The organism is Rhizobium sp. BR 314 (assembly GCF_047445805.1).
GTDB lineage: Bacteria > Pseudomonadota > Alphaproteobacteria > Rhizobiales > Rhizobiaceae > Rhizobium > Rhizobium lusitanum_B.
This window is the reverse complement of sequence record NZ_JARWLA010000003.1, coordinates 1-19,249: the sequence shown is the minus strand read 5'-3', so window position 1 is coordinate 19,249 and position 19,249 is coordinate 1. Positions and strand designations below refer to the sequence as shown.

The window sequence follows — 19,249 nt, the reverse complement described above, 5'->3', positions numbered from 1 at the left end:
CCGAAAATGCCTTCGATCGCGACGCGATGCCATCCATCGGCGGCCCCTGCACGTCAGGACCTGCCGCCACGGCCGGTCAGTCTCTCACAACAATAGATATCAGCCGCCGCGAGTCGCGGCTTTACACGATCGATATCGCCCCAATCACGATCGCGTGCAAGGTCGGTCAGGCTTGCATATCGAACAGCAGCCGTTCCTTTCGACAGGATATGGCCGCTTCACACAAAGCAAGCGAAGTGCCTAAGGGCGCGGCAACGACAGCTCTGTCGGCCACGCCTTCAATGCCAATTATTTTGGGAATTAAGTAAGACGATGACCGCTGACGTCGGAACGCTCAGATCGCCTTATCCTCAAGCGGCTTCGATCAGACCACGATGCCGCAAACAATCGCTGCGACAAACAGGAACGCCGCGGAAAACAACACGACGTGAACCGCCGTCTGAATCTTCTGCCGCGTCTTGGCAGCCCGCTTGGAACCGTCGAACTGATTCACATGCGCATTCGAAATGCCCAAATTCGCCATGTGTTGCCTCCGTTCGTTTTTCTTTATGTATCTCGTGTCGAACTCGAAACAGACATTCATACATTTCCTATCAATTAGGTAGAGATGAATTTCCGTCCAGAAGATCGATCGAGAAAAAATAAACCACTGGATTGCTGGGGCTCAAAAGATCGGCACAGCCAAATCAGCAAAGAATGCGTCGAGCCCAAATCAAGCTGCGCTCTATGGCGCTTGCATCGGCAGCCTGCTCTTCGGCAGGTCCGGCCTGGCGGCGGCCCTTGTCATCCGAAAGGGAGGCAGACCGCGCACCTTCCTGCTTCGCCGGGACCGGCGGATGAAGATAGCCCATGGTCATGCCACCCATGAAAAACATACCTGCCTCCACTTGCGTGTGACCCACGATCGGGATCACGAAAGTTAACCGCCATTAACGAGATCATGACAGAATTGCGGCAGGTGTCAATAGTCTATACGATTGGTCGTGTTTCAACGAGGTCTCTACAAGGCCGTTGCGGCACAGGCGAACCAGCTGATTTCCGTCAGGAATTCCATCAAAACATACAGTTAAAGCGGCCCAGCGATTTTGTGAAACGCTGGGCCACTTTAAGTTAACAGGCTGGTTGAAATCGCCGCTCAGGCGCGGACGAAGCCCTTGCTGGCAACCATAAGATTGCGCGTATAGTCTTCCTTGACGTCGCCGGCTGCCAGCTCCTTTGCCGTCAGCCTCTCGACGACTGCGCCATTGCGCATGACGGCCAGACGCTCGCACATGTGGGTGACGACGCCGAGATCGTGGCTGACCATGATGAAAGTCAACTGACGATCCTTGCGCACTTGTTCGAGCAGATTGAGCACTTCGGCCTGTACCGAGGCGTCAAGCGCCGAGGTCGGCTCGTCAAGCAGCAGGATCGACGGCTCGACGATCAGCGCACGCGCAATGGCGACACGCTGACGCTGACCGCCAGAGAGCTGATGCGGGTAGCGAAAACGAAAACCGCTTCCGAGGCCCACCTCATCAAGCGCCCTGGCAATTCGCGTCTCCGCGTCACCGATCCCGTGGATCGACAGCGGCTCCAGCAGCAGCCTGTCGATCGTCTGGCGCGGATGCAGGGAGCCGTAAGGATCCTGAAACACCATCTGCACCTGGCGATAGAAGGCCTTGCTGCGCCTCGCCCCCTTCAACTGCTCACTGCCGACACGGATCGTACCGCCGGTGACGGGAGCAAGGCCTGCCACGGCACGCAGCAGCGTCGACTTGCCGGAGCCGGATTCACCGACCAGCCCGAAGGATTCGCCCTTGTTCACGTCGACGCTGACCGCATCGAGAGCATAGTAACCGTTGTAGACGACGCTGAGGCCGTCAACTGCAAGTGCTGCCGTCATGCCGCCCACTCCGGTTTGCGGTCGAGCACGGGCAGCGGATGCCTGCTTTCGCCGATGACAGGCATGCAGTTCAGCAGGCCGCGGGTATATGGATGCTGGGCGTTGGTAAGCTCGGAGGCCTTGAGCTCCTCCACGACCTTGCCCGCATACATCACGAGCACCCGATCACAGAAGGAGGAAACCAGCCGCAGATCGTGGGACACGAAAATCAGCCCCATGCCGCGTTCCGACACCAGCTTGTCCATGATCTTGAGAACATCGAGCTGCACTGTCACATCGAGCGCCGAAGTCGGCTCGTCGGCGATCAACAGCTCCGGTCCGGCGATCAGCATCATGGCGATCATGACGCGCTGGCCCATGCCGCCCGAGACTTCATGCGGATGCAGGTCATAGACGCGGCCGGGGTCGCGGATCTGAACGGCTTCCAGCATGGCAAGCGCGCGGTCACGCGCCTCCCCCTTGCTGATCTTCTCGTGCGTGCGCAGCGTCTCGGTGATCTGCTTGCCGATGGTCATGACAGGATCGAGCGAATATTTCGGATCCTGCAACACCATGGCGATGCGCTTGCCGCGCAAGGAACGCCGCTGCTTGGCGGAGATCGACAGAAGATCGATCCCACTGAAATTCAGGGTGTCTGCACTGACGAGCGCGTGCGGCGGCGTCAGCCCCATGATGGCCCGGCCGGTCTGCGACTTGCCGGAGCCGCTTTCGCCGACGATCCCGAGCCTTTCGCGGCCGAGCGTGAAAGACACGCCTCGCACCGCCTCGATGACGCCGGTGCGCGTCGGATAGCGAACCCTGAGATTGTCTACGGTCAGCAGCGTTGTCATTGGCCGCTCTCCTTCGGATCGAGCGCGTCGCGCAGGCCGTCGCCGAGCAGGTTGAAGCCGAGGCTGACGATCAGGATCGCGATGCCGGGCATGGCCGCCACCCACCATTGATCGAGATAGTATTTGAAACCGCTGGCGATCATGACACCCCATTCCGGCAGCGGCGGCTGTGCACCGAGGCCGAGGAAGCCAAGGCCGGCGGCGGTCAGGATCACGCCTGCCATATCCAGCGTCACGCGCACGATCACCGAGGAGATGCAAAGCGGCATGATGTGACGGAAGATGATGCGAAGCGACGAAGCGCCCATCAGCTGCACGGCGGAAATATAGTCGGAGTGCCGCACCGTCATCGTCTCGGCTCGCGCCAGGCGCGCATAGGGCGGCCAGGAAGTGATCGCGATGGCGATGACAGCGTTTTCAATGCCGGCCCCGAGCGCGCCGGCAAAGGCAAGCGCCAGTACGAGCTTCGGAAAGGCAAGGAAGATATCGGTGATGCGCATCAGGATCACATCGACCCAGCCGCCCATATAGCCCGACACCATGCCAATGATCAGCCCAATCGGCGCCGATATGATCGCCACCAGAACGACGATATAAAGCGTCCATCGCGATCCGTAGATCAGGCGCGAAAGAATGTCGCGACCAAGATCGTCGGTGCCGAGAAGATAACCCGGCGTGCCGGGTGGTTGCAGATAGGCATTGGTCAGGTCGCCGATGACGGGCGAATGCGGCGCGATGACATCGGCAAATGCCGCTACCACCACGAGCGCGATGATGATCAACAGGCCTATGACGGCCAGGCGGTTGGCGGAAAATTGCCGCCAGGTGACATAGGCGCGCCCGAGTCTTGCCTGCCGGCGTGATTGCGGTCGATCGGACAACAGCCAGTCCCGCAAGCTGGGTTGGGTGGTCTCAGCCGTCATTTACGTCGAGTCCTTGGATCGAGAGTCCGATACAGGAGATCGGAAATAAGGTTGATGCCGATGAAAACCGTGCCGACGATGATTGTGCCGCCGAGGACGGCGTTCATATCGGCATTGCGCAGCGAGCTGGTGATGTAGAAGCCGATGCCGGGCCAGGAGAACACGATCTCCGTCAGCACCGAGCCCTCGAGCAAGCCGGCGTAGGAAAGCGCGATGACCGTGATCAACGGCACCATAGCGCTGCGAAGGGCATGTCCCCAGATCACCCGCGTTTCGGAAAGCCCCTTCGCACGGGCGGCAACGACATATTCCTGACCCAGCTCGTTCAGCATGAAGCTGCGCGTCATGCGGCTGATATAGGCAAGCGAGAAATAGCCGAGCAGCGATGCCGGCAGGATGATGTGGCGGAAGACATCCCAGAAGACGTCCCACTGCCCCTGCAAGGCGCTATCAAGCAAGAAAAAGCCCGTGATCGGCGTGAAGGTATACTCATAGGCGATGTCGATGCGCCCGGGATAGGCCACCCAGTTCAGCTTCGCATAGAAGATGACGAGCGACACCATCGCCAGCCAGAAGACCGGTACCGAGTAGCCGACAAGGCCGATGACGCGAACGATCTGGTCGATGAAACTGTTCCGGCGCACCGCGGCCAGAACGCCAAATGGAACGCCGAACACGGCACCGATGATCGTGCCGACGGTCGCAAGCTCCATCGTCGCCGGAAAGACGCGCTTGATATCGTCCATGACGGGGTTGGTGGTCAGCACCGAGATGCCGAAATCGCCACTCAGCGCGCTGATCAGGTAGTAATAGAATTGCAGATAGAGCGGCGCATCGAGATGCATTTCGCGCCGCAGACGCTCCAGTACCTGCTGTGGCGCATGATCGCCGGCGATCGCCAATGCCGGATCGATCGGGATGACGCGCCCTATGAAGAAGGTAACGGCCAGAAGGCCGAGATAGGTCGTGACCGCTACAGTGAGAAACCGTAGCAGACCCATGAAAAAGGGGGCGGCACGGCCCTTTTGGGGCCGCACCTGCATTTTCCGTTCGACAGTGCTCAAAGAATTAATCCTGCCGGATCATCACTTGGAGATCGGCCAGACGAAGTTGTTGTCGAAGCTCGGACCGAGCTTGAAGTCCTTCACATCCTTGCGATAGCCGGCGACTTCCGTCTGCTGGTAAAGGATGACGAACGGGCTGGCTTCCATGAACTTCTTCTGGATATCCTGATACATGGCGCCACGCTTGGTCGCATCGCCTTCGAAGAGCGCAGCCTTGGCCTGCTTCTCCAGCTCGGGAGAGGTCCAGGTATTGCGCCACACGAGCGTCTTGTTGGTGCTGGTATCGGAATTGTCGTCGTTCGTCGTGAAGGTATCGGCATTGGAATGGGGATCCCAATAGTCCGGGCCCCAGTTGCCGAAATAGATGTCATGACCGCGCGAGCGATACTTCGTCAGCTTCTGCTTGCCGTCGCCGGGGATGATCTCCACCTTGATGCCGGCCTGGCCGAGCGTCTGCTGGATTGCGGTCGCAATGCCCGTGTCCGGCTCGACGCTGCGGACGTCCATGGTCACGGAGAAGCCGTTCGGCAGGCCGGCCTTGGCCAGCAATTCCTTGGCCTTGGCAACGTCGAGCTTGAACGGATTGTCATCCAGCGAGCCGAGCATGCCCTTCGGTTCAAAGGTCTGGTGGATTTCGCCAATGCCTTTGATCAGGGTCTTGCCGATGGCGTCGTAATCGACCAGCGATTTGAACGCCTGCTGCACTTCCGGCTTGGCGAGGTTCGCATTCTTCTGGTTAAGGCTCATGTAGTAGATCGTGCCCTTGGGCGCGCTGGTAGAAGCGAGCTTCGGGTTCTTTTCGATCGCGATAAGATCAGTCGGCGAAAGGTTGCGGGCAACGTCGATATCGCCATTCTCAAGCGCCAGGCGCTGAGCCGAGCTTTCCTTCATGAAACGGTAGATGACGCGGTTCAGCTTTGCCTTGTCGCCATAATAGTTTTCGTTCCGCTCGAGAACGATGGCTTCGTTGGCGCGCCATTCGCGCAGCTTGAACGGACCGGAACCGGCAAAACCGGTCTTCAGCCAGGCATTGCCGAAGTCGTTGTCATACTTGTAGTCGGCCGACGGCGTGACCGGCTTCACATGCTGGAGAACCAGCTTCTTGTCGACCACTTCGGCAACGGTTGCCGTCAGGCAGTTGAGCACGAAGCTCGGCGCATAGGGCTTGTCGACGGTGAAGGTGAAGGTGTTCGGATCGGTGGCCTTGGCCTTCTCCGTGACGTTGCCACCGTTGATGCCGAACTGGGTGAGAATGAAGGCCGGGCTCTTGTCGAGCTTGACGACGCGCTCGAAGGACCATGCAACGTCATCGGCGGTGATCGGATTGCCGGACGCGAATTTCAAGCCGGGCTTCAGCTTGAACGTATAGGTCAGATGATCGTCGGAAACCGACCAGCTCTCGGCGATATCGGCCTTGATCTTGGAGGTATCGTTGATGTCGAGGCGAACGAGCAGGCTGTAGGTGTTGCCGGTGATTTCGGCAGCGGACAGCTCATAGGCTTCTGCCGGATCCATGCTCAGAATGTCGTCGAACGCGAAGCCTTCGACCAGCGTGTCCTTGGGCGTTGCGGCGAAGGCGTTCGGCGCCGCCATCAGCAGAAGCGACAAAGCCGCGCTTGCGGAAAGCGCGCGAAAGCCGCGGTTCATCTTGGTAATCATCATTGTTTTCATTCCCCTTTTTTTAAACTCTACACAATATCAGGACGCACCTGTTCCGCTGTCTTCCTTCCAGGCGGAGGCCAGGATCCGAAGCCAGTTCTCCCTGCACAGCTTTACAAGATCGGTTTCAGCATAGCCAGCCTCGCGAAGGGCAACAATCAGGTTTTGATTGCCCGCCGCATCGGTGATTTCTTCCGGGATGGTCGCGCCGTCGAAGTCCGATCCGAGACCGACGCAATCGATGCCGAGGCGTCCTACAAGATAGTCGACATGACGCACCATGGCCTCGATCGGCGTATCGGCATCCGAACGCGCATCCTCTCGCAGCATGGCCGTCGCATAGTTGAGACCGACAATGCCGCGGCTTTCCCTGATGGCGTCGAGCTGCTTGTCGGTGAGGTTGCGGGCAACCGGCGTCAGCGCATGCGCATTGGAGTGGCTCGCGACGAGCGGCTGGTCCGAGGTCTTTGCGACGTCCCAGAAGCCTTTTTCGGTGATGTGGGCGAGATCGACGACAATACCGAGCCGGTTGCACTCACGCACCAACGCGAAGCCCGCATCCGTCAGCCCCGACCCGGTATCCGGAGAGCTGGGGAAGGCAAAGGGCACACCATGGGCGAAGACGTTATTGCGGCTCCAGACTGGGCCGAGCGAACGCAGGCCGGCGGCATAGAAGGTTTCAAGGGCCGCAAGATCGGCATCGATGGCTTCGCAGCCTTCCATATGCATCACCGCTGCGAAGACACCCTTTTCGATGCAATCGCGAATTTCCGCCGTGGAGCGGCAAAGCTTCCAGGCGCCGGCGCGATCGAGCCTGAGTGCGATCGCCGCCATCTCAAGGGCGATATCGAGCGAAGGCGCCCGCTCCAGGGGAGCGGAAAGCGGCGTCGAGTAGTGGCCATTGCTATCCGGATCGGCAAAGACGAGATCGCCCGACGGGATGTAGATGGCGCAGAGACCGCCAATCAGGCCGCCGGCGCGCGCGCGCGGTCCATCGATATGGCCAGTCGAAATTCCATCCTTGAATTCGGCGATCGGGTCGGCGCCTTCGCGCGCATGATGCCACAGCCTCAAAAGAACGTCGTTATGACCATCGAATACGGATTGCATCGTCTACCCTGAATGAAGCGCCCCGTGGGGCGACTGGAAAGTGGCCAGAATAGAAAAGCTGGCAGGATTCGCCATACCCAAATGAAAAAAATTTGCATTTGCATGGAACGGTCGACTGAAACGAAAAAGGCGGGGTAAGAACCCCGCCTCAAGATCGCTGATAATGTGTCGGGCATTTCAGCGTTTGGCTCGCTTCTTCTGGCGGTAGACGTCGACGGCAACGGCGGCGACAATGATGCCCCCCTTGGCGATGTCCTGATAGTAGGCATTGACGTTGAGGAAGGTGAAGCCCGAGATCATCACGCCGAGAATGACGGTGCCGATCACCGTGCCGGAGATGCGCCCGACGCCGCCGGTGAGCGACGTGCCGCCGATAACGGCAGCCGCGATCGCATCCAGCTCATTGTTCAAACCCATGCCGGCCTGCCCCGTCTGAGCACGCGCGGCGGTGATGATACCCGCAAGCCCTGCCAGAAGTCCGGCAATTGCATAGACCTTGACCAGATGCGCCTCGACATTGATGCCCGATACGCGCGCGGCCTGCACATTGGCGCCGATCGCATAGGTAAACTTGCCGTAGCGGGTGTAGCGCAGCGCGATATGGAAGATGATTGCCACGATCAGGAAGACGGCGACGGGCCAGATGCCGGAGCCGATGAAATTGAACTGATCGGTGAGGCCGGAGACCGGCTGCCCTCTAGTATAGAGCTTCGCCAGGCCGCGCGCCGAGACCATCATGCCGAGCGTAGCGATGAAGGGAGGGATTTTCGTCCGGGTGATGAGCTGGCCGTTGATGAAGCCGGCAAGCAAGCCGATCAGAAGGCCGACGCCGATCGGCACGAAGAAGGGCATGTCCGTCAGCGCCGGATAAACCGCTCTTGCCCAGGTCGACGACTGCGCGAAGCTCGCGGCGACCATGGCCGTAAGACCGACGACTGAACCGGAGGAAAGGTCGATGCCGCCCGTTATGATGACCTGCGTCACGCCGACCGAAATGATGCCGATGACGGAGACCTGCAGGATCATGATCTTCAGGCGCTGGAGGTTCATCAGGAAGCTCTGGCCGACGAAGATCCAGCCGAGGATTTCACAGAGAAGCGCAATGCCGATCAGCACGAGGAAGATGCCGAGTTCGGGCGGAACACGGCGGCGTCTTGGCCGTGTGACTGCCGGAGCGGTCGCCTCTGCAACTTTGGTAACCATGGTTCAATCCTCCCTTGCGACGGTTGGCGGCGTTACTGCGCGGCCAGTTCCATCACCTTCACTTGAGTTGCTTCCGCGCGATCCAGGAATCCGGTCACCCGCCCTTCATGCATCACCATGATCCGGTCGCTCATGCCGAGCACCTCGGGCATTTCCGAAGAGATCATGATGACAGCGACGCCGTTGCGCGCCATTTCGGTAACGAGGCGGTGGATTTCCGCCTTGGCGCCGACGTCGATACCGCGGGTCGGCTCGTCGAGGATCAGGATGCGCGGGTTTGTCAGCATCCACCGGCCGATCAGCGCCTTCTGCTGATTGCCGCCGGAAAGGTTTTCGATGCGCTCATCGAGGTTGGGCGTCTTGACGCGCAGCTTCTTCGCCATCTCCTCGCAGGCCTGCTCGATCGGCCTTTCCTGCACGAAGCCGCCGCGCACGAATTTGTCGTGCAGCACCGCGACCTGCATATTCTCAAGCACGCTGAGGATGAGAAGACAGCCCGTATCCTTGCGGTCTTCGGTCAGGAAGGCCATCCGGTGACGGATGGCGTCCGCCGGCGAGGAAATCGTGGCTGCCTTGCCGAAGAGCTGGATCGTGCCCGACGATGCCGGCGTCACGCCGAAGATGGTTTCCGCGACGTTGGAGCGGCCGGAGCCGACTAGCCCGGCGACGCCGAGGATTTCACCGGCCCTGACATCGAAAGAGACATTCGAGAACACGCCGTCGAGGCTCAGATCCTTGACCGAAAGCACGGTGTCGCCGATCGGCACCTCTTCCTTCGGAAACATCTGCGTGATCTCGCGGCCAACCATCATACGAATGATGTCGTCGCGCGTCACATCGGTAGAAGCGTGCGTGCCGATATATTTGCCGTCGCGGAACACCGAGAATTCATCGGCAATCTCGAACAGCTCGTTCATCTTGTGGGTGATGTAGACGATGCCGATGCCCTGGGTGCGCAGATCGCGGATAATCCGGAAAAGATGCTCGACCTCGCGCTCCGTCAGGGCAGAGGTCGGCTCGTCCATGATCAGCACGTCGGAATTATAGGAGACCGCCTTGGCGATCTCGACCATCTGGCGGCTTGCGACGGAAAGCTCGCGCACCTGGATTTCAGGGTCGATGGAAATGTTCAGGCGATCGAAGAGTTCTTCGGTCTTGCGCCGCATCGCTGCGTGATCGACGAAACCGAAACGGTTCTTCGGTTCGCGCCGGATCCAGATATTTTCCGCCACCGTCATGAAGGGCATCAGGTTGAGCTCCTGATGGATCATGGCGATGCCGTTTTCCAACGCATCGAGCGGTGACTTCAGCCGGATTTCGACGCCCTTGAGGCGCACATCGCCCTGGTCGGGAATATAGATGCCGGCAAGGATCTTCATCAGCGTCGATTTGCCCGCACCGTTTTCACCCATCAGCGCATGCACCGTTCCGCGTTTCAGGTGGAAGGAAACGTCGTCGAGGGCCAGAACGCCAGGAAACTCCTTGCGGATGCCTTCCGCACTCAGCAGATAGGGGGCATTGGGGACAACGCCGCTGGCGCGCACCGCCGCCATGGTGGATGGGCTCACAACCATTTTTCCCTCCTGGGCAGATCGGATTTGTGGGGATGCGAGCTAACTTGCCCGCATCCGTCGATCATCAGCGATCAGTTCTTCTTCACGAAGTCCTTGACGTTTGCCGGCGTCACGAGCTGGAAGGGAATATAGACCTTTTTGTCGATCTTATCGCCCTTGGCGAGCTTCAGTGCGGCATCCACCGCACCCTTGCCCTGACCGGCAGCGTCCTGGAACACGGTGACCTTCAGGTCGCCGGCCTGCATGGCGGCAAGTGCGTCCTGCGTCGCGTCGACACCGGCAACGACGATCTTGTCCAGCGGCTTGCCGGCAGCCTTCAGTGCCTGGATGGCACCGATCGCCATTTCGTCGTTGTTGGAGATGACGGCGTCGAATTCGAGACCACTGGAGAGCCAATTGGTCATCAGGTCGGCGCCCTGGGTACGCTGCCAGTTTGCAGTCTGCTCCTGAACGATCTGGATGCCCTTGCAGGCGTCGGTCGCAAAGACGTCATGGACATCCTTGGTGCGCATGCGCGCCGCCTGGTTGGACAGTTCGCCCATCATGACGACGGCCTTGCCCTTACCGCCGAGAAGACGGCAAACTTCCTTGGCTTCCAGCGTGCCGGATTCCTGCTCGTTGGAGGCGACGAAGGCCTGTCTGTCCGGAAGGCTGTCGACGTTGGCCGGCTCGCGGTTGACGTAGATCAGCGGGATTTTGGCATCGGCGGCCAGCTTGGAGATGGCAGCCGTTGCGTCTGTATCGACCGGGTTGACGATGATGGCATCGACCTTACTGGCGATGAAGTTCTGGATCTGGCTCTGCTGCTTGGCGATATCGTTCTGAGCGTCTTCGACCTGCAGCGTGACGCCGTTCAGGCCCTTTGCATAATCCTGCATGCCGTTGCGCAGAACGGTCAGGAAGTTGTCGTCGAACAGTGCCATCGACACGCCGATGTTTTGGGCGTGAGCGGCAGTCGACAACAGAAGCGCCATCGCCGTGCCAAGAATGAATTTCTTCATGTTTTCCTCCCAGATGCGGTGTCCGGCCACACCCCTCCTTAATGCCGGAGCCCTCGGTCTCGACCGCAGGGCCTGTCATCAATTCAGCCGACACTCCCATGGCGGCCACATTGAAAAAACGGAACAAACAAACCGTAAAACGATAAGTACGGAATATTCATTCCATTTTTCATCACAAAGGTCAATACTAATTTCAGGCGGCATCGCGGGAGGCGAAGAAGGTGGATTTCTTGCAGGCGCCACTGGCATGTATCAGCCCACCGAACCTACATATCGGCACCTCTTCCGATGAAACGGTTATTCCATCGCCACAGGAAGGGGGTAGAATAATGCTGGCCTTGGCCGCCGGGCGGCGGCCCTTGAGTTCTTTCATTGGAGAACAAACATGCCCTCGATGTACAGTTTCTCGGTCCCCGTCTTTCAACGCGGCCTGCAAAACCTTTCGGCCTACCTCGACAAGATCGAAGCCTATGCCGCTGAGAAGGGCATCGAGGCGAGCGAGCTCGTCTCCGCTCGCCTGATCGACGATATGCTGCCGCTCTCCGGCCAGTTCCAGCGTGCGACCGATACCGCCAAGCTCACGATCGCCAGGCTTGCCGGCATCGACGCGCCGCGCTTTGAAGACAATGAAACGACGGTGGCGGATCTGCGCGAACGCCTGAAGAAAACGCAGGATTTCCTGGCGACAATCACACCGGCCACGATGGAAGGCAGCGAAACGCGGGAGGTAACGATCTCGCCGGGAGGCAATAAGATCACCTTCAAGGGCGAGGATTATCTGGCAAAATTCGCGCTGCCGAACTTCTTCTTCCACGTGACCACGGCGCACGACATTCTGCGCAGCCGCGGCCTGCCGGTCGGCAAGCTGAATTATCTTGGCGCGCTTGGCTGATGCCGATCAGGGCCGGCGCGAAACCGGCCCTTTTTCCGTCAGTTCCGTATAGGCGAGCGTCTGATCCAGATGTTCCGCCCGCAGGGAAAGCAGCTTTTCCGCATAGGCAAGCCGCGTTGCCGCATACGCCGCGTCATCTACGACATTTGAAAGCTCCGTCGGGTCCTTCGCCAGATCGAACAAGAGTGGCGGGAGACCGGCGAAATGGACATATTTGAACCGCTCGTCACGAATGACGGCGAGGTTACAGGCATTGGATTTCAATCCGAAATGCCGCTCGAAGGTCTCATCGGCGATATCGCGGAAATCAAACTCCCAGAATGCCGCTTTGCGCCACGTCTCCGGCTCGGAACCGTCCAGGAACGGCAAAAGCGTTTCACCGTCGACGTGGTTTTGCGGCGCGATCCCCAGCCGGTCGCACAGGCTCGGGAAGATATCCGCAGCGCTGGTGAAACGATCCACCTGCCGGCCATGCGTGGCAGGCTGGCCCGGATCGCGAATGACGAGCGGCACATGGTAGCTGCCGTCATAAAAGCCGCCCTTGCCGAGCATCCAGTGATCGCCCATCATCTCCGCGTGGTCGGAGGTGAAGACGATAACGGTATTGTCCCAGGCATCTGCATCTTTCAGCGCCTGCCAGATCCGGCCGAGCTGCGCGTCAACTTCCGCGATCATGCCGTAATAGACGGCGCGGATCGCGGATAGGTCCTCCGCCGTCCACTCATTGACGGAGCCTTGGCCCCCATACATGAACCCGCCTTTGCTGATCTGAGGCAGCGCGAAGGCAAGCAGCGGATGCGCGGACATGTCCGCCTCCCGATCGGCGGTTCGCGCAAAGGCAGGTCCATCCTCCGCCGAGAACATGCGGTTATAGGGTTCCGGCACCGAGAATGGCGGATGCGGCCTCAGGAACGACACATGCGCAAACCAGGGCGCATCCTGCTCGCCGAGCCAGCGGATGAATTCACCCGTCAGGAAGGCTGTCTGCGTCTCATCCTTGGAATAGGCGGGCGCATTGTTGGAAATCTCGCCTGGCGCAGCGCCGACCGGAATATGGATATCGCGGCTGGCGGCATCGGCATGGCCGCGCGAGCGCAACCAGGATAGCCACTGCTTTTCATGCTCTGGCAACAGCTGCCGCGCAGTAAAGCCGGGCAAAACGCCTTCATAGGTTGTCAGATGCGGGTCATGCGGATCGCGGCCGCGCGGATCCGGCGCGGTATCCGTATATCCGAACAGCGTCGGATCGTAGCCGGCTCGGCGCGCCGCGAGCGCGACATTGTCGAAACGTGCATCCAGCGGCGAGCCGTTGCGGCAAACGCGATGGTTCATCTGGTAGAGGCCGGTATACAGCGTCGCCCGTGCCGGCGAGCAGGGTGCTGCACCGGCATAATGGCGGCGGAAAAGCACGCCTTCCTTGGCCAGTGCATCGACATTCGGCGTCCGGACGCATTCATGCCCGACGGCGGAGAGGCAATCTCCCCGCCATTGGTCGGCCGAGATCAGCAGGACGTTCGGACGCTTGCCCCCGGAAGCGCGCTCAGTGCTGGTTGGATTTGGCATGCCAATTCCACGCGGATTCGATGATGCGGGTCAGATCATATTGCGGCGACCAGCCGAGAATGTCGCGAGCCTTGTCATTGTTGGCGACAAGCGTCGTGGAATCGCCCTCGCGACGGCCAACATATTCGACTGGAAACGGCCGGTTCGACACGGTTTCGATCGTTCCGAGCAGTTCCTTCACCGTCGTTCCCGTACCGGTGCCGAGATTGAGAGCAACGGATTCGCCGCCACGCAGCAGGTATTCCACGGCACGGACATGGGCATCGGCGAGATCGAGCACATGGATGTAGTCGCGCACGCAAGTGCCGTCGCGGGTGTCATAGTCGCTGCCGAACACCTTGAAGCCCTGGCGACGGCCGAGAGCCGCCTCGATGGCGAGCGGGATGGCGTGGGTTTCCGGCGTATGCCACTCGCCGATGCGGCCCTCGAAATCGGCGCCGGCGGCATTGAAGTAGCGCAGCACGACGGAGCGCAAATCCTTGTACTGATCGTAATCGGCAAGAGCCTGCTCGACAATGTATTTCGTGCGGCCGTAAGGATTGATCGGCACCTGCCGGTGGCTCTCATCGAGCGGCACGCTCTGCGGCAGACCATAGGTGGCGCATGTGGAGGAAAAGACGAAAGCCTTCACGCCGGCCGCCTGAGCGGCCGAAAGCAGGGTCAGCGTGCCGATGACGTTGTTTTCATAGAAAGATACGGGATCCTTGACCGACTCCCCCACTTCGATCAGCGCGGCGAAATGCAGGATGGCGGCGGGCTTGTATTTGGCAAGCACCTCATCCAGACGCGCCCGATCGCGGATATCGCCTTCCTCAGCCGGTCCCCATTTGACGAACTCACGATGGCCGTTGGAGAAATTGTCGTAGACGACAGGCTGAAACCCCTTATTCGCCAGATCCAGACATGTGTGCGAACCGATATAGCCGGCTCCGCCCACTACAAGTACCGTTTCTCCTGCCATGACTACCCCTTAATAACTACAAGGATTTGCCGCCCCAAGTGCGGCGGACCGGTTCGATCCGACGCGTACACTTAGGGAGCTGTAGCCGACTTGCAAGGCGGGAGAAAGGAGCAAGATTGGCATCGTCAAGAATGGACGAAGGCTGGAAGCTAAGCCGGCTTTGCCTCCGCATTGCCGGCATGCATGAGGATTCCGGCAAGCGCCAGAACCGGCGGAACGAGAAAACACGCCATGCCGACAAGGAGGAAAAGCGCCGCCGCCACGGCACAGCCAAGCGCAAAGCCGCCGACGGCGGCGCCCATGCGGGCAAGTCGCGCTTTCATCGCCGCCTTCTCCTCGGGCTTGGCGCCGCGCAGCAGATCGGCAATGTCGATCATGATCTGCGTCGTCGTGCCCGTCATCATCGTCGTCGGCGGTGTCGAGCCGAGATGAATGCGATGCGCCGTCGTCTGGATGGCCATGGCGGCGACAAGGATCATGCCGGTCAGGATCGCCTGCCAGCCGTCCCCGTCGCCAAACGGGCCGAAACGCAGGGCAAGGATCGCCGCAAGCACGAGCAGGAGGAATTTCAGCGTCAGGACGATCTGCAACGTCGGCAGATTGCGCCGAGAAAGATCACCGCCCAGGAGGCGGGCAAAAATAACGACGATGCAAAAGACGGGCAGCGCCAGAAGCTTGGCGACCGCCCCCGAGGCCCCCAAGGCCAAGGCCGCGCCGAGCGTGACGAAATTGCCCGTGACATGTGCGGTGAACAGGCCGTGCAAGGCCAGAAAGCCGGCGGTATCGACATAGCCGCCGTTGATGCTCAACAAAGTAGGCAGGCTCGGCTTCATGAGGCTCCTCGCGCGCTTTGATCGTCACCGATCTTATCGCGCCGAATAGCTGCCGATGTCGAGATGCTTGCGTGGCAGGGAAACGAAACATCGCCGCGCAACGCCGATCGGACCGCGCAGGCCTGCCGCAGACCAAGTACAAAAATAATTATCGTACATACAAATAATCATTGCGGCCTCGCGCCAATTATTGTACATACAATATATGAAGATCATCTGGGACGAACCGAAGCGCGAAACGAACCTGACCAAGCACGGTCTGGACTTCGCTGACCTCTCCCTTGAGTTCTTCCGCGATGCCAGGATTGGCACAGCAAAAGCTGATCGCTTCGTGGCCATTGGCGAGTTGAACGGTCAAATGGTTATTGCCGTCATCTTCAAGCCGGTCGGATCGGAAGCGATTTCCGTAATCTCCATGCGTCCAGCAAGCTCCAAGGAAAGGAGAGCATGATGGCTATCAAGTTTTCCTCAAAACGCCCCCTCACCGATAAGGAAGAGGCTGAAATTCAGAAGATGATCGCATCTGATCCAGACAATCCGGAACTCACCGATGAGCAGATCGCCAATCTGAAGCCACTCCGGGAGGTTCTTCCCGATCTGGCTGCAAGCATCGATAAGGAGATTGCTAAGCGCGGAAGGCCAAAGGCGGATGTCACCAAGACTCCGGTTACCATTCGCTTGGATCAGGACATCATCGATCGGTATAGGGCCACCGGCAGAGGATGGCAGAGCCGGATGAATGACGATCTCCGGAAGGCGATTAGCGGGTAAGACATCCAGGGCTCAGGTTCGCAGCGGTGCGCGGGGTGCCATCAGGATGCCGCGTTAGCCGTGGCCGCTATTGTCCTGCTGGATGAATTCGAAACCGTTGGCAGAAAAATTATTCTCGTTCATCTACCCCCCTTCTTGATAGGTTGCGCCGCTCGATCGTCATGCGGACATAGGACGGCGCCAGTTGATCGGGATCGGCGGCCATCGGCATGTAGGAAGAATTGCAGGCCATGGGCAGCGAACTGCCCGGCCATGTCGTTGAAGAGCAATTGCAAATGAGGCCGGTACCCCATGGCGCTGTCGCCATCGGCGCTATGGGTTTTCGCGATCGTGGGGTTCGCGCTCTTGCCGCTCCTTGATCGTCATGCCGCTACCTCGAATGGTACGACACTTGCACGGTTACTAAAATTATAACCATGTGAGGGCAAACCGTAATGAATCGGTACACTTCGCATCACTTTCCGGCGATTCGGCTTGTCCTGAATGGCCGACGAAAATACAGGGTGGTTAGAACGGTCAGGGACGCAGCGGAAACGCTCATCAGCGACTGGCCCTCGCATGATGGCGAGCAATACATTATCGCGGTTCGTGCATGCCTGGACGCCTACTACGACGCCGTGCCGGCCATCGAAGTCAGAGAGGCGCTGATTAGGGCTGCCAACGAGGAACACATCCCGCATATTTCGGTCGTCTGCTGAAGACATGTTGCCTGCTCCCATTCGCGCCTGCCGGCGCCGTCGTCGGGTTGGAGGAGATTCGCCGGGGCACCACACCCGGCTCGGATTGTCATCGACCGCTCTTGCCTGTAGCCGCGGGCCAAAGTGGCGGAGCTCCGCAAAGTGATTGGTATCCCTCAATTTGAGGCACAAATTCGAGCATTACATCAACCTTTTCCCAGACCATGAGCAGCGAGCATTCTTGATCCAGACAACAGTTTCTTTGATGTCTGGATCAGGAACATCGATCACGACGCCATGGTCTGGCTTGCTGAACCAAGCCGCACTGCCCTCGATGTCGTAAAGCGTCAGCGTACGAGTTTCACGCCTTTGCCAACCTCCTTCGTCGAGCAACGACGATCGCCAAGATGTGATGGCGGAGCGCGAAACGCCGGATCTGTCGGAGCGCGCGGTTGACGTATTGCATCTCGCTCTCAGTCTTCGGCCGAAAATGTTCAACCGCGTTCCAAGGATCTATAACCAAAACCTTGATGCCATGGCGCAGCACAGCATCGGCGCCGCGTTCCAATAGCCATTCCAGCGTCATGTCCTCGTCGGTCTCGCCGGTCGGATCGGCATCGATGAAAACGAAATGCTGCTGGATAAAAATCATCGGCCTCGAGAACTAGCTAGGGCCAATCTACATTTAGCTTCCCAGGAATGAAAAGGCCTGAATCAATGCGTTGCGGACTTTGTGATTCGGAGCGGATTGATGGGTGTGAAGCGATACGAGTTGAGCAAAGCGCAGTGGCTCTGGATCGCGCCGATGCTGCCGAGAAAAGCGGCCGATCCAGGTCGCACCGGTGCGGATAACCGGTTGTTCGTGAACGGGGTTTTGTGGTTACTGCGCTCGGGAGCCTTCTGGCAGCACCTGCCCGAGCGCTACGGCAAATATAAGAGCGTCCACGCCCGCTTCACCCGCTGGGCCAAGGCGGAGGTTTGGGAGAAAGTTTTCGCCAAACTGATCAAGGATCGCGACAACAAATATCTGATGGTCGACACCACTCTGGTTCGCGTTCATCAACAAGCGGCCGGCGCTGATCGAGCGGCTTTCATGGCGACGCTGATCAAGCTCAACGGTATCGACCCCCAGACTTGGCTTGCCGATATTCTGGCACGGATCGCTGACATGCCGAGGACGCGGCTTGCAGAGCTGTTGCCGTGGAATTGGACAGGTCGGCGTCCGATGGTGGCGTTAGCATCATGAGCGTCGATCGCATCGCCAGGCTACATATCCAACTCGACGATATTGAACCTTCGATCTGGCGCAGAGTCGACGTCCCACTTACGATGAGCTTGAAAGGCCTTCACGACGTCATTCAGGCCGTGATGCTGTTTGAAGACTATCATCTATTCGAGTTCGAAGCTGGTGGGCGCTGTTATGATGTGTCGGATCCGGAAGACCCCTATGAGCGAAAAACTTTTGCGGCTCGAAACATCCGCATCACAGCCCTCATCGAGCGCGGGATCGCCACTTTCAAATACACCTATGACTTCGGAGATAACTGGCAGCACACCATCACGGTCGAGGCAGTGGAGGAGGGCAATCCCGCACTTGAATATCCGCGCTTCATTGATGGCGAACGCAGAGCGCCGCCTGAGGACGTTGGCAGTACCTCGGGGTTCGAGGAATTCCTGAAAGTCATGTCGAAACCTCGACACCCTCAGCATCGAGAGTTCGTGCGTTGGTATGGTGGCCGTTTTGATCCCGTCGACATAAGCGTCGATATCATTCAAGACCGTGTCGCTAAGCTTGCCCGCCGTCGAATGCTTGGAAAGGCTGGCTTTGCGAAGAGCCAAAACAAGCAGCACTGATCAAACTTGAGCCGGAAAACGGGGGATCATGGGTACCACAACTCCGTCCTATATACGCTGAAATACGTGGCAGCGATGCCCGATGAGGATGAAGACCTCTTACGGGAATGTTCGATTGAGATGTTCTCCGAAGATGGCTGCATATCTGCATATGACGACTATCCGGCTTCAGAGCTCACCGAGCACATTGTCTTGTTTACCGTAAGCGGACAGGCCATCCCACGTAGCATCGAGACGCGAAATCGCTCATTTTCAGCATGAATCATGCTGGGAAACCTATGAGTGAAGATATGAATCATGGTCGTACGTTCGAAATTCTGACGGCGGAGCCGGTGCGAACGCGGCGGAAACCGAAGTCGTGGTCAGATGAGGACAAGGCTTTGATTTTGGAGCAAGCTCTGGCTCCTGGCGCTAATGTCTCTGCGGTCGCGCGTGCCCATGGAATGGAC

The 19,249-nt window shown here is 58.9% G+C and carries 23 protein-coding genes; 8 read left to right on the top strand and 15 right to left on the bottom strand.

Annotated elements, in window-relative coordinates; all coding sequences use genetic code 11:
- Positions 1-364: 364 nt before the first annotated feature.
- From QD461_RS05045 to QD461_RS04995, 11 genes are all read right to left on the bottom strand, one after another.
- Positions 365-523 carry a hypothetical protein gene (locus tag QD461_RS05045; RefSeq protein ID WP_184704697.1) on the bottom strand — a complete coding sequence of 53 codons (159 nt, stop codon included), beginning with the start codon at positions 521-523 and terminating at the stop codon, positions 365-367.
- Between the two features lie 163 nt (positions 524-686).
- Positions 687-875 carry a hypothetical protein gene (locus QD461_RS05040; protein WP_414086728.1) on the bottom strand — a complete coding sequence of 63 codons (189 nt, stop codon included), beginning with the start codon at positions 873-875 and terminating at the stop codon, positions 687-689.
- Positions 876-1,135: 260 nt separating this feature from the next.
- Positions 1,136-1,885 (bottom strand): ABC transporter ATP-binding protein, encoded by a 750-nt coding sequence (locus QD461_RS05035; protein WP_414086727.1) that lies wholly within the window; start codon positions 1,883-1,885, stop codon positions 1,136-1,138.
- Positions 1,882-2,715: an ABC transporter ATP-binding protein gene (locus QD461_RS05030; protein ID WP_414086726.1), complete on the bottom strand. Its 834-nt coding sequence runs from the start codon at positions 2,713-2,715 to the stop codon at positions 1,882-1,884. The genes QD461_RS05035 and QD461_RS05030 overlap by 4 nt, the downstream gene beginning before the upstream one ends.
- Entirely contained in the window at positions 2,712-3,638 is a 927-nt protein-coding gene (locus QD461_RS05025) for an ABC transporter permease (RefSeq protein WP_414086725.1), read from the bottom strand. The genes QD461_RS05030 and QD461_RS05025 overlap by 4 nt, the downstream gene beginning before the upstream one ends.
- Positions 3,635-4,702: an ABC transporter permease gene (locus tag QD461_RS05020; protein WP_184704707.1), complete on the bottom strand. Its 1,068-nt coding sequence runs from the start codon at positions 4,700-4,702 to the stop codon at positions 3,635-3,637. The genes QD461_RS05025 and QD461_RS05020 overlap by 4 nt, the downstream gene beginning before the upstream one ends.
- Positions 4,703-4,723: 21 nt before the next feature.
- Positions 4,724-6,364, bottom strand: coding sequence for an ABC transporter substrate-binding protein (locus QD461_RS05015; protein WP_414086724.1), 1,641 nt, complete (start codon positions 6,362-6,364; stop codon positions 4,724-4,726).
- 36 nt (positions 6,365-6,400) lie between these two features.
- The gene (locus tag QD461_RS05010) at positions 6,401-7,471 is read right to left on the bottom strand and encodes a dipeptidase (RefSeq protein WP_414086723.1); all 1,071 of its coding nucleotides are present in this window, start codon (positions 7,469-7,471) and stop codon (positions 6,401-6,403) included.
- A gap of 177 nt (positions 7,472-7,648) precedes the next feature.
- Positions 7,649-8,674, bottom strand: a complete 1,026-nt coding sequence (locus QD461_RS05005) for an ABC transporter permease (protein ID WP_414086722.1) — start codon at positions 8,672-8,674, stop codon at positions 7,649-7,651.
- A gap of 32 nt (positions 8,675-8,706) precedes the next feature.
- Positions 8,707-10,248 (bottom strand): sugar ABC transporter ATP-binding protein, encoded by a 1,542-nt coding sequence (locus tag QD461_RS05000; protein WP_414086721.1) that lies wholly within the window; start codon positions 10,246-10,248, stop codon positions 8,707-8,709.
- 71 nt (positions 10,249-10,319) lie between these two features.
- Positions 10,320-11,249 (bottom strand): sugar ABC transporter substrate-binding protein, encoded by a 930-nt coding sequence (locus QD461_RS04995; protein WP_414086720.1) that lies wholly within the window; start codon positions 11,247-11,249, stop codon positions 10,320-10,322.
- A gap of 385 nt (positions 11,250-11,634) precedes the next feature.
- Here QD461_RS04995 and QD461_RS04990 point away from each other — a divergent pair, with 385 nt between their 5' ends.
- Positions 11,635-12,141, top strand: coding sequence for a DUF1993 domain-containing protein (locus QD461_RS04990; RefSeq protein ID WP_414086719.1), 507 nt, complete (start codon positions 11,635-11,637; stop codon positions 12,139-12,141).
- A gap of 6 nt (positions 12,142-12,147) precedes the next feature.
- On the opposite strand, the gene QD461_RS04985 is transcribed toward QD461_RS04990, so the two are convergent.
- The 3 genes from QD461_RS04985 to QD461_RS04975 all read right to left on the bottom strand — a co-directional run bounded on the left by QD461_RS04985 (position 12,148) and on the right by QD461_RS04975 (position 15,498).
- The gene (locus QD461_RS04985) at positions 12,148-13,704 is read right to left on the bottom strand and encodes an alkaline phosphatase family protein (protein ID WP_414086718.1); all 1,557 of its coding nucleotides are present in this window, start codon (positions 13,702-13,704) and stop codon (positions 12,148-12,150) included.
- Positions 13,682-14,665: a UDP-glucose 4-epimerase GalE gene (gene galE, locus QD461_RS04980; protein ID WP_184704723.1), complete on the bottom strand. Its 984-nt coding sequence runs from the start codon at positions 14,663-14,665 to the stop codon at positions 13,682-13,684. Before galE ends, QD461_RS04985 begins: the two co-directional genes overlap by 23 nt.
- Before the next feature lie 149 nt (positions 14,666-14,814).
- A complete protein-coding gene (locus QD461_RS04975; protein ID WP_414086717.1) occupies positions 14,815-15,498 on the bottom strand; it encodes a YoaK family protein in 684 nt (227 codons plus the stop codon).
- Positions 15,499-15,703: 205 nt separating this feature from the next.
- Here QD461_RS04975 and QD461_RS04970 point away from each other — a divergent pair, with 205 nt between their 5' ends.
- The 4 genes from QD461_RS04970 to QD461_RS04955 all read left to right on the top strand — a co-directional run bounded on the left by QD461_RS04970 (position 15,704) and on the right by QD461_RS04955 (position 16,967).
- Positions 15,704-15,949 carry a BrnT family toxin gene (locus QD461_RS04970; protein WP_414086716.1) on the top strand — a complete coding sequence of 82 codons (246 nt, stop codon included), beginning with the start codon at positions 15,704-15,706 and terminating at the stop codon, positions 15,947-15,949.
- Positions 15,949-16,269, top strand: coding sequence for a BrnA antitoxin family protein (locus tag QD461_RS04965; RefSeq protein ID WP_414087063.1), 321 nt, complete (start codon positions 15,949-15,951; stop codon positions 16,267-16,269). The genes QD461_RS04970 and QD461_RS04965 overlap by 1 nt, the downstream gene beginning before the upstream one ends.
- Before the next feature lie 230 nt (positions 16,270-16,499).
- On the top strand, positions 16,500-16,628 hold the full coding sequence (locus QD461_RS04960; RefSeq protein ID WP_414086714.1) for a hypothetical protein: 129 nt from the start codon (positions 16,500-16,502) through the stop codon (positions 16,626-16,628).
- 75 nt (positions 16,629-16,703) lie between these two features.
- Complete coding sequence (locus tag QD461_RS04955; RefSeq protein ID WP_414086712.1) at positions 16,704-16,967, top strand: DUF982 domain-containing protein; 264 nt, start codon at positions 16,704-16,706, stop codon at positions 16,965-16,967.
- A 340-nt stretch (positions 16,968-17,307) separates the two neighbouring features.
- Here QD461_RS04955 and QD461_RS04950 read toward each other — a convergent pair whose 3' ends face one another.
- Positions 17,308-17,598 (bottom strand): hypothetical protein, encoded by a 291-nt coding sequence (locus QD461_RS04950; protein ID WP_414086711.1) that lies wholly within the window; start codon positions 17,596-17,598, stop codon positions 17,308-17,310.
- Between the two features lie 99 nt (positions 17,599-17,697).
- Here QD461_RS04950 and QD461_RS04945 point away from each other — a divergent pair, with 99 nt between their 5' ends.
- From QD461_RS04945 to QD461_RS04935, 3 genes are all read left to right on the top strand, one after another.
- Positions 17,698-18,192: an IS5 family transposase gene (locus QD461_RS04945; RefSeq protein WP_414086710.1), complete on the top strand. Its 495-nt coding sequence runs from the start codon at positions 17,698-17,700 to the stop codon at positions 18,190-18,192.
- Positions 18,189-18,800 carry a plasmid pRiA4b ORF-3 family protein gene (locus tag QD461_RS04940; RefSeq protein WP_414086709.1) on the top strand — a complete coding sequence of 204 codons (612 nt, stop codon included), beginning with the start codon at positions 18,189-18,191 and terminating at the stop codon, positions 18,798-18,800. Before QD461_RS04945 ends, QD461_RS04940 begins: the two co-directional genes overlap by 4 nt.
- Positions 18,801-19,057: 257 nt before the next feature.
- On the top strand, positions 19,058-19,249 hold a 192-nt coding region (locus QD461_RS04935; RefSeq protein ID WP_414086708.1), incomplete at its 3' end, for a transposase.

Excerpts from the sequence above, each read along its gene's own strand:
- QD461_RS04955 (WP_414086712.1), top strand. The coding sequence starts at position 16,704 with ATGAATCGGTACACTTCGCATCACTTTCCGGCGATTCGGCTTGTCCTG.
- QD461_RS04965 (WP_414087063.1), top strand. The coding sequence starts at position 15,949 with ATGGCTATCAAGTTTTCCTCAAAACGCCCCCTCACCGATAAGGAAGAG.
- QD461_RS05030 (WP_414086726.1), bottom strand. The coding sequence starts at position 2,715 with ATGACAACGCTGCTGACCGTAGACAATCTCAGGGTTCGCTATCCGACG.
- QD461_RS05010 (WP_414086723.1), bottom strand. The coding sequence starts at position 7,471 with ATGCAATCCGTATTCGATGGTCATAACGACGTTCTTTTGAGGCTGTGG.
- QD461_RS05040 (WP_414086728.1), bottom strand. The coding sequence starts at position 875 with ATGTTTTTCATGGGTGGCATGACCATGGGCTATCTTCATCCGCCGGTC.
- QD461_RS04945 (WP_414086710.1), top strand. The coding sequence starts at position 17,698 with ATGGGTGTGAAGCGATACGAGTTGAGCAAAGCGCAGTGGCTCTGGATC.
- QD461_RS04995 (WP_414086720.1), bottom strand. The coding sequence starts at position 11,249 with ATGAAGAAATTCATTCTTGGCACGGCGATGGCGCTTCTGTTGTCGACT.
- QD461_RS04975 (WP_414086717.1), bottom strand. The coding sequence starts at position 15,498 with ATGAAGCCGAGCCTGCCTACTTTGTTGAGCATCAACGGCGGCTATGTC.
- QD461_RS05035 (WP_414086727.1), bottom strand. The coding sequence starts at position 1,885 with ATGACGGCAGCACTTGCAGTTGACGGCCTCAGCGTCGTCTACAACGGT.
- QD461_RS04985 (WP_414086718.1), bottom strand. The coding sequence starts at position 13,704 with ATGCCAAATCCAACCAGCACTGAGCGCGCTTCCGGGGGCAAGCGTCCG.
- QD461_RS05025 (WP_414086725.1), bottom strand. The coding sequence starts at position 3,638 with ATGACGGCTGAGACCACCCAACCCAGCTTGCGGGACTGGCTGTTGTCC.
- QD461_RS05015 (WP_414086724.1), bottom strand. The coding sequence starts at position 6,364 with ATGATGATTACCAAGATGAACCGCGGCTTTCGCGCGCTTTCCGCAAGC.
- QD461_RS04970 (WP_414086716.1), top strand. The coding sequence starts at position 15,704 with ATGAAGATCATCTGGGACGAACCGAAGCGCGAAACGAACCTGACCAAG.
- QD461_RS05045 (WP_184704697.1), bottom strand. The coding sequence starts at position 523 with ATGGCGAATTTGGGCATTTCGAATGCGCATGTGAATCAGTTCGACGGT.
- QD461_RS04940 (WP_414086709.1), top strand. The coding sequence starts at position 18,189 with ATGAGCGTCGATCGCATCGCCAGGCTACATATCCAACTCGACGATATT.
- QD461_RS04960 (WP_414086714.1), top strand. The coding sequence starts at position 16,500 with ATGGGCAGCGAACTGCCCGGCCATGTCGTTGAAGAGCAATTGCAAATG.
- QD461_RS05000 (WP_414086721.1), bottom strand. The coding sequence starts at position 10,248 with ATGGTTGTGAGCCCATCCACCATGGCGGCGGTGCGCGCCAGCGGCGTT.
- QD461_RS04950 (WP_414086711.1), bottom strand. The coding sequence starts at position 17,598 with ATGATTTTTATCCAGCAGCATTTCGTTTTCATCGATGCCGATCCGACC.
- QD461_RS05005 (WP_414086722.1), bottom strand. The coding sequence starts at position 8,674 with ATGGTTACCAAAGTTGCAGAGGCGACCGCTCCGGCAGTCACACGGCCA.
- galE (WP_184704723.1), bottom strand. The coding sequence starts at position 14,665 with ATGGCAGGAGAAACGGTACTTGTAGTGGGCGGAGCCGGCTATATCGGT.
- QD461_RS04990 (WP_414086719.1), top strand. The coding sequence starts at position 11,635 with ATGCCCTCGATGTACAGTTTCTCGGTCCCCGTCTTTCAACGCGGCCTG.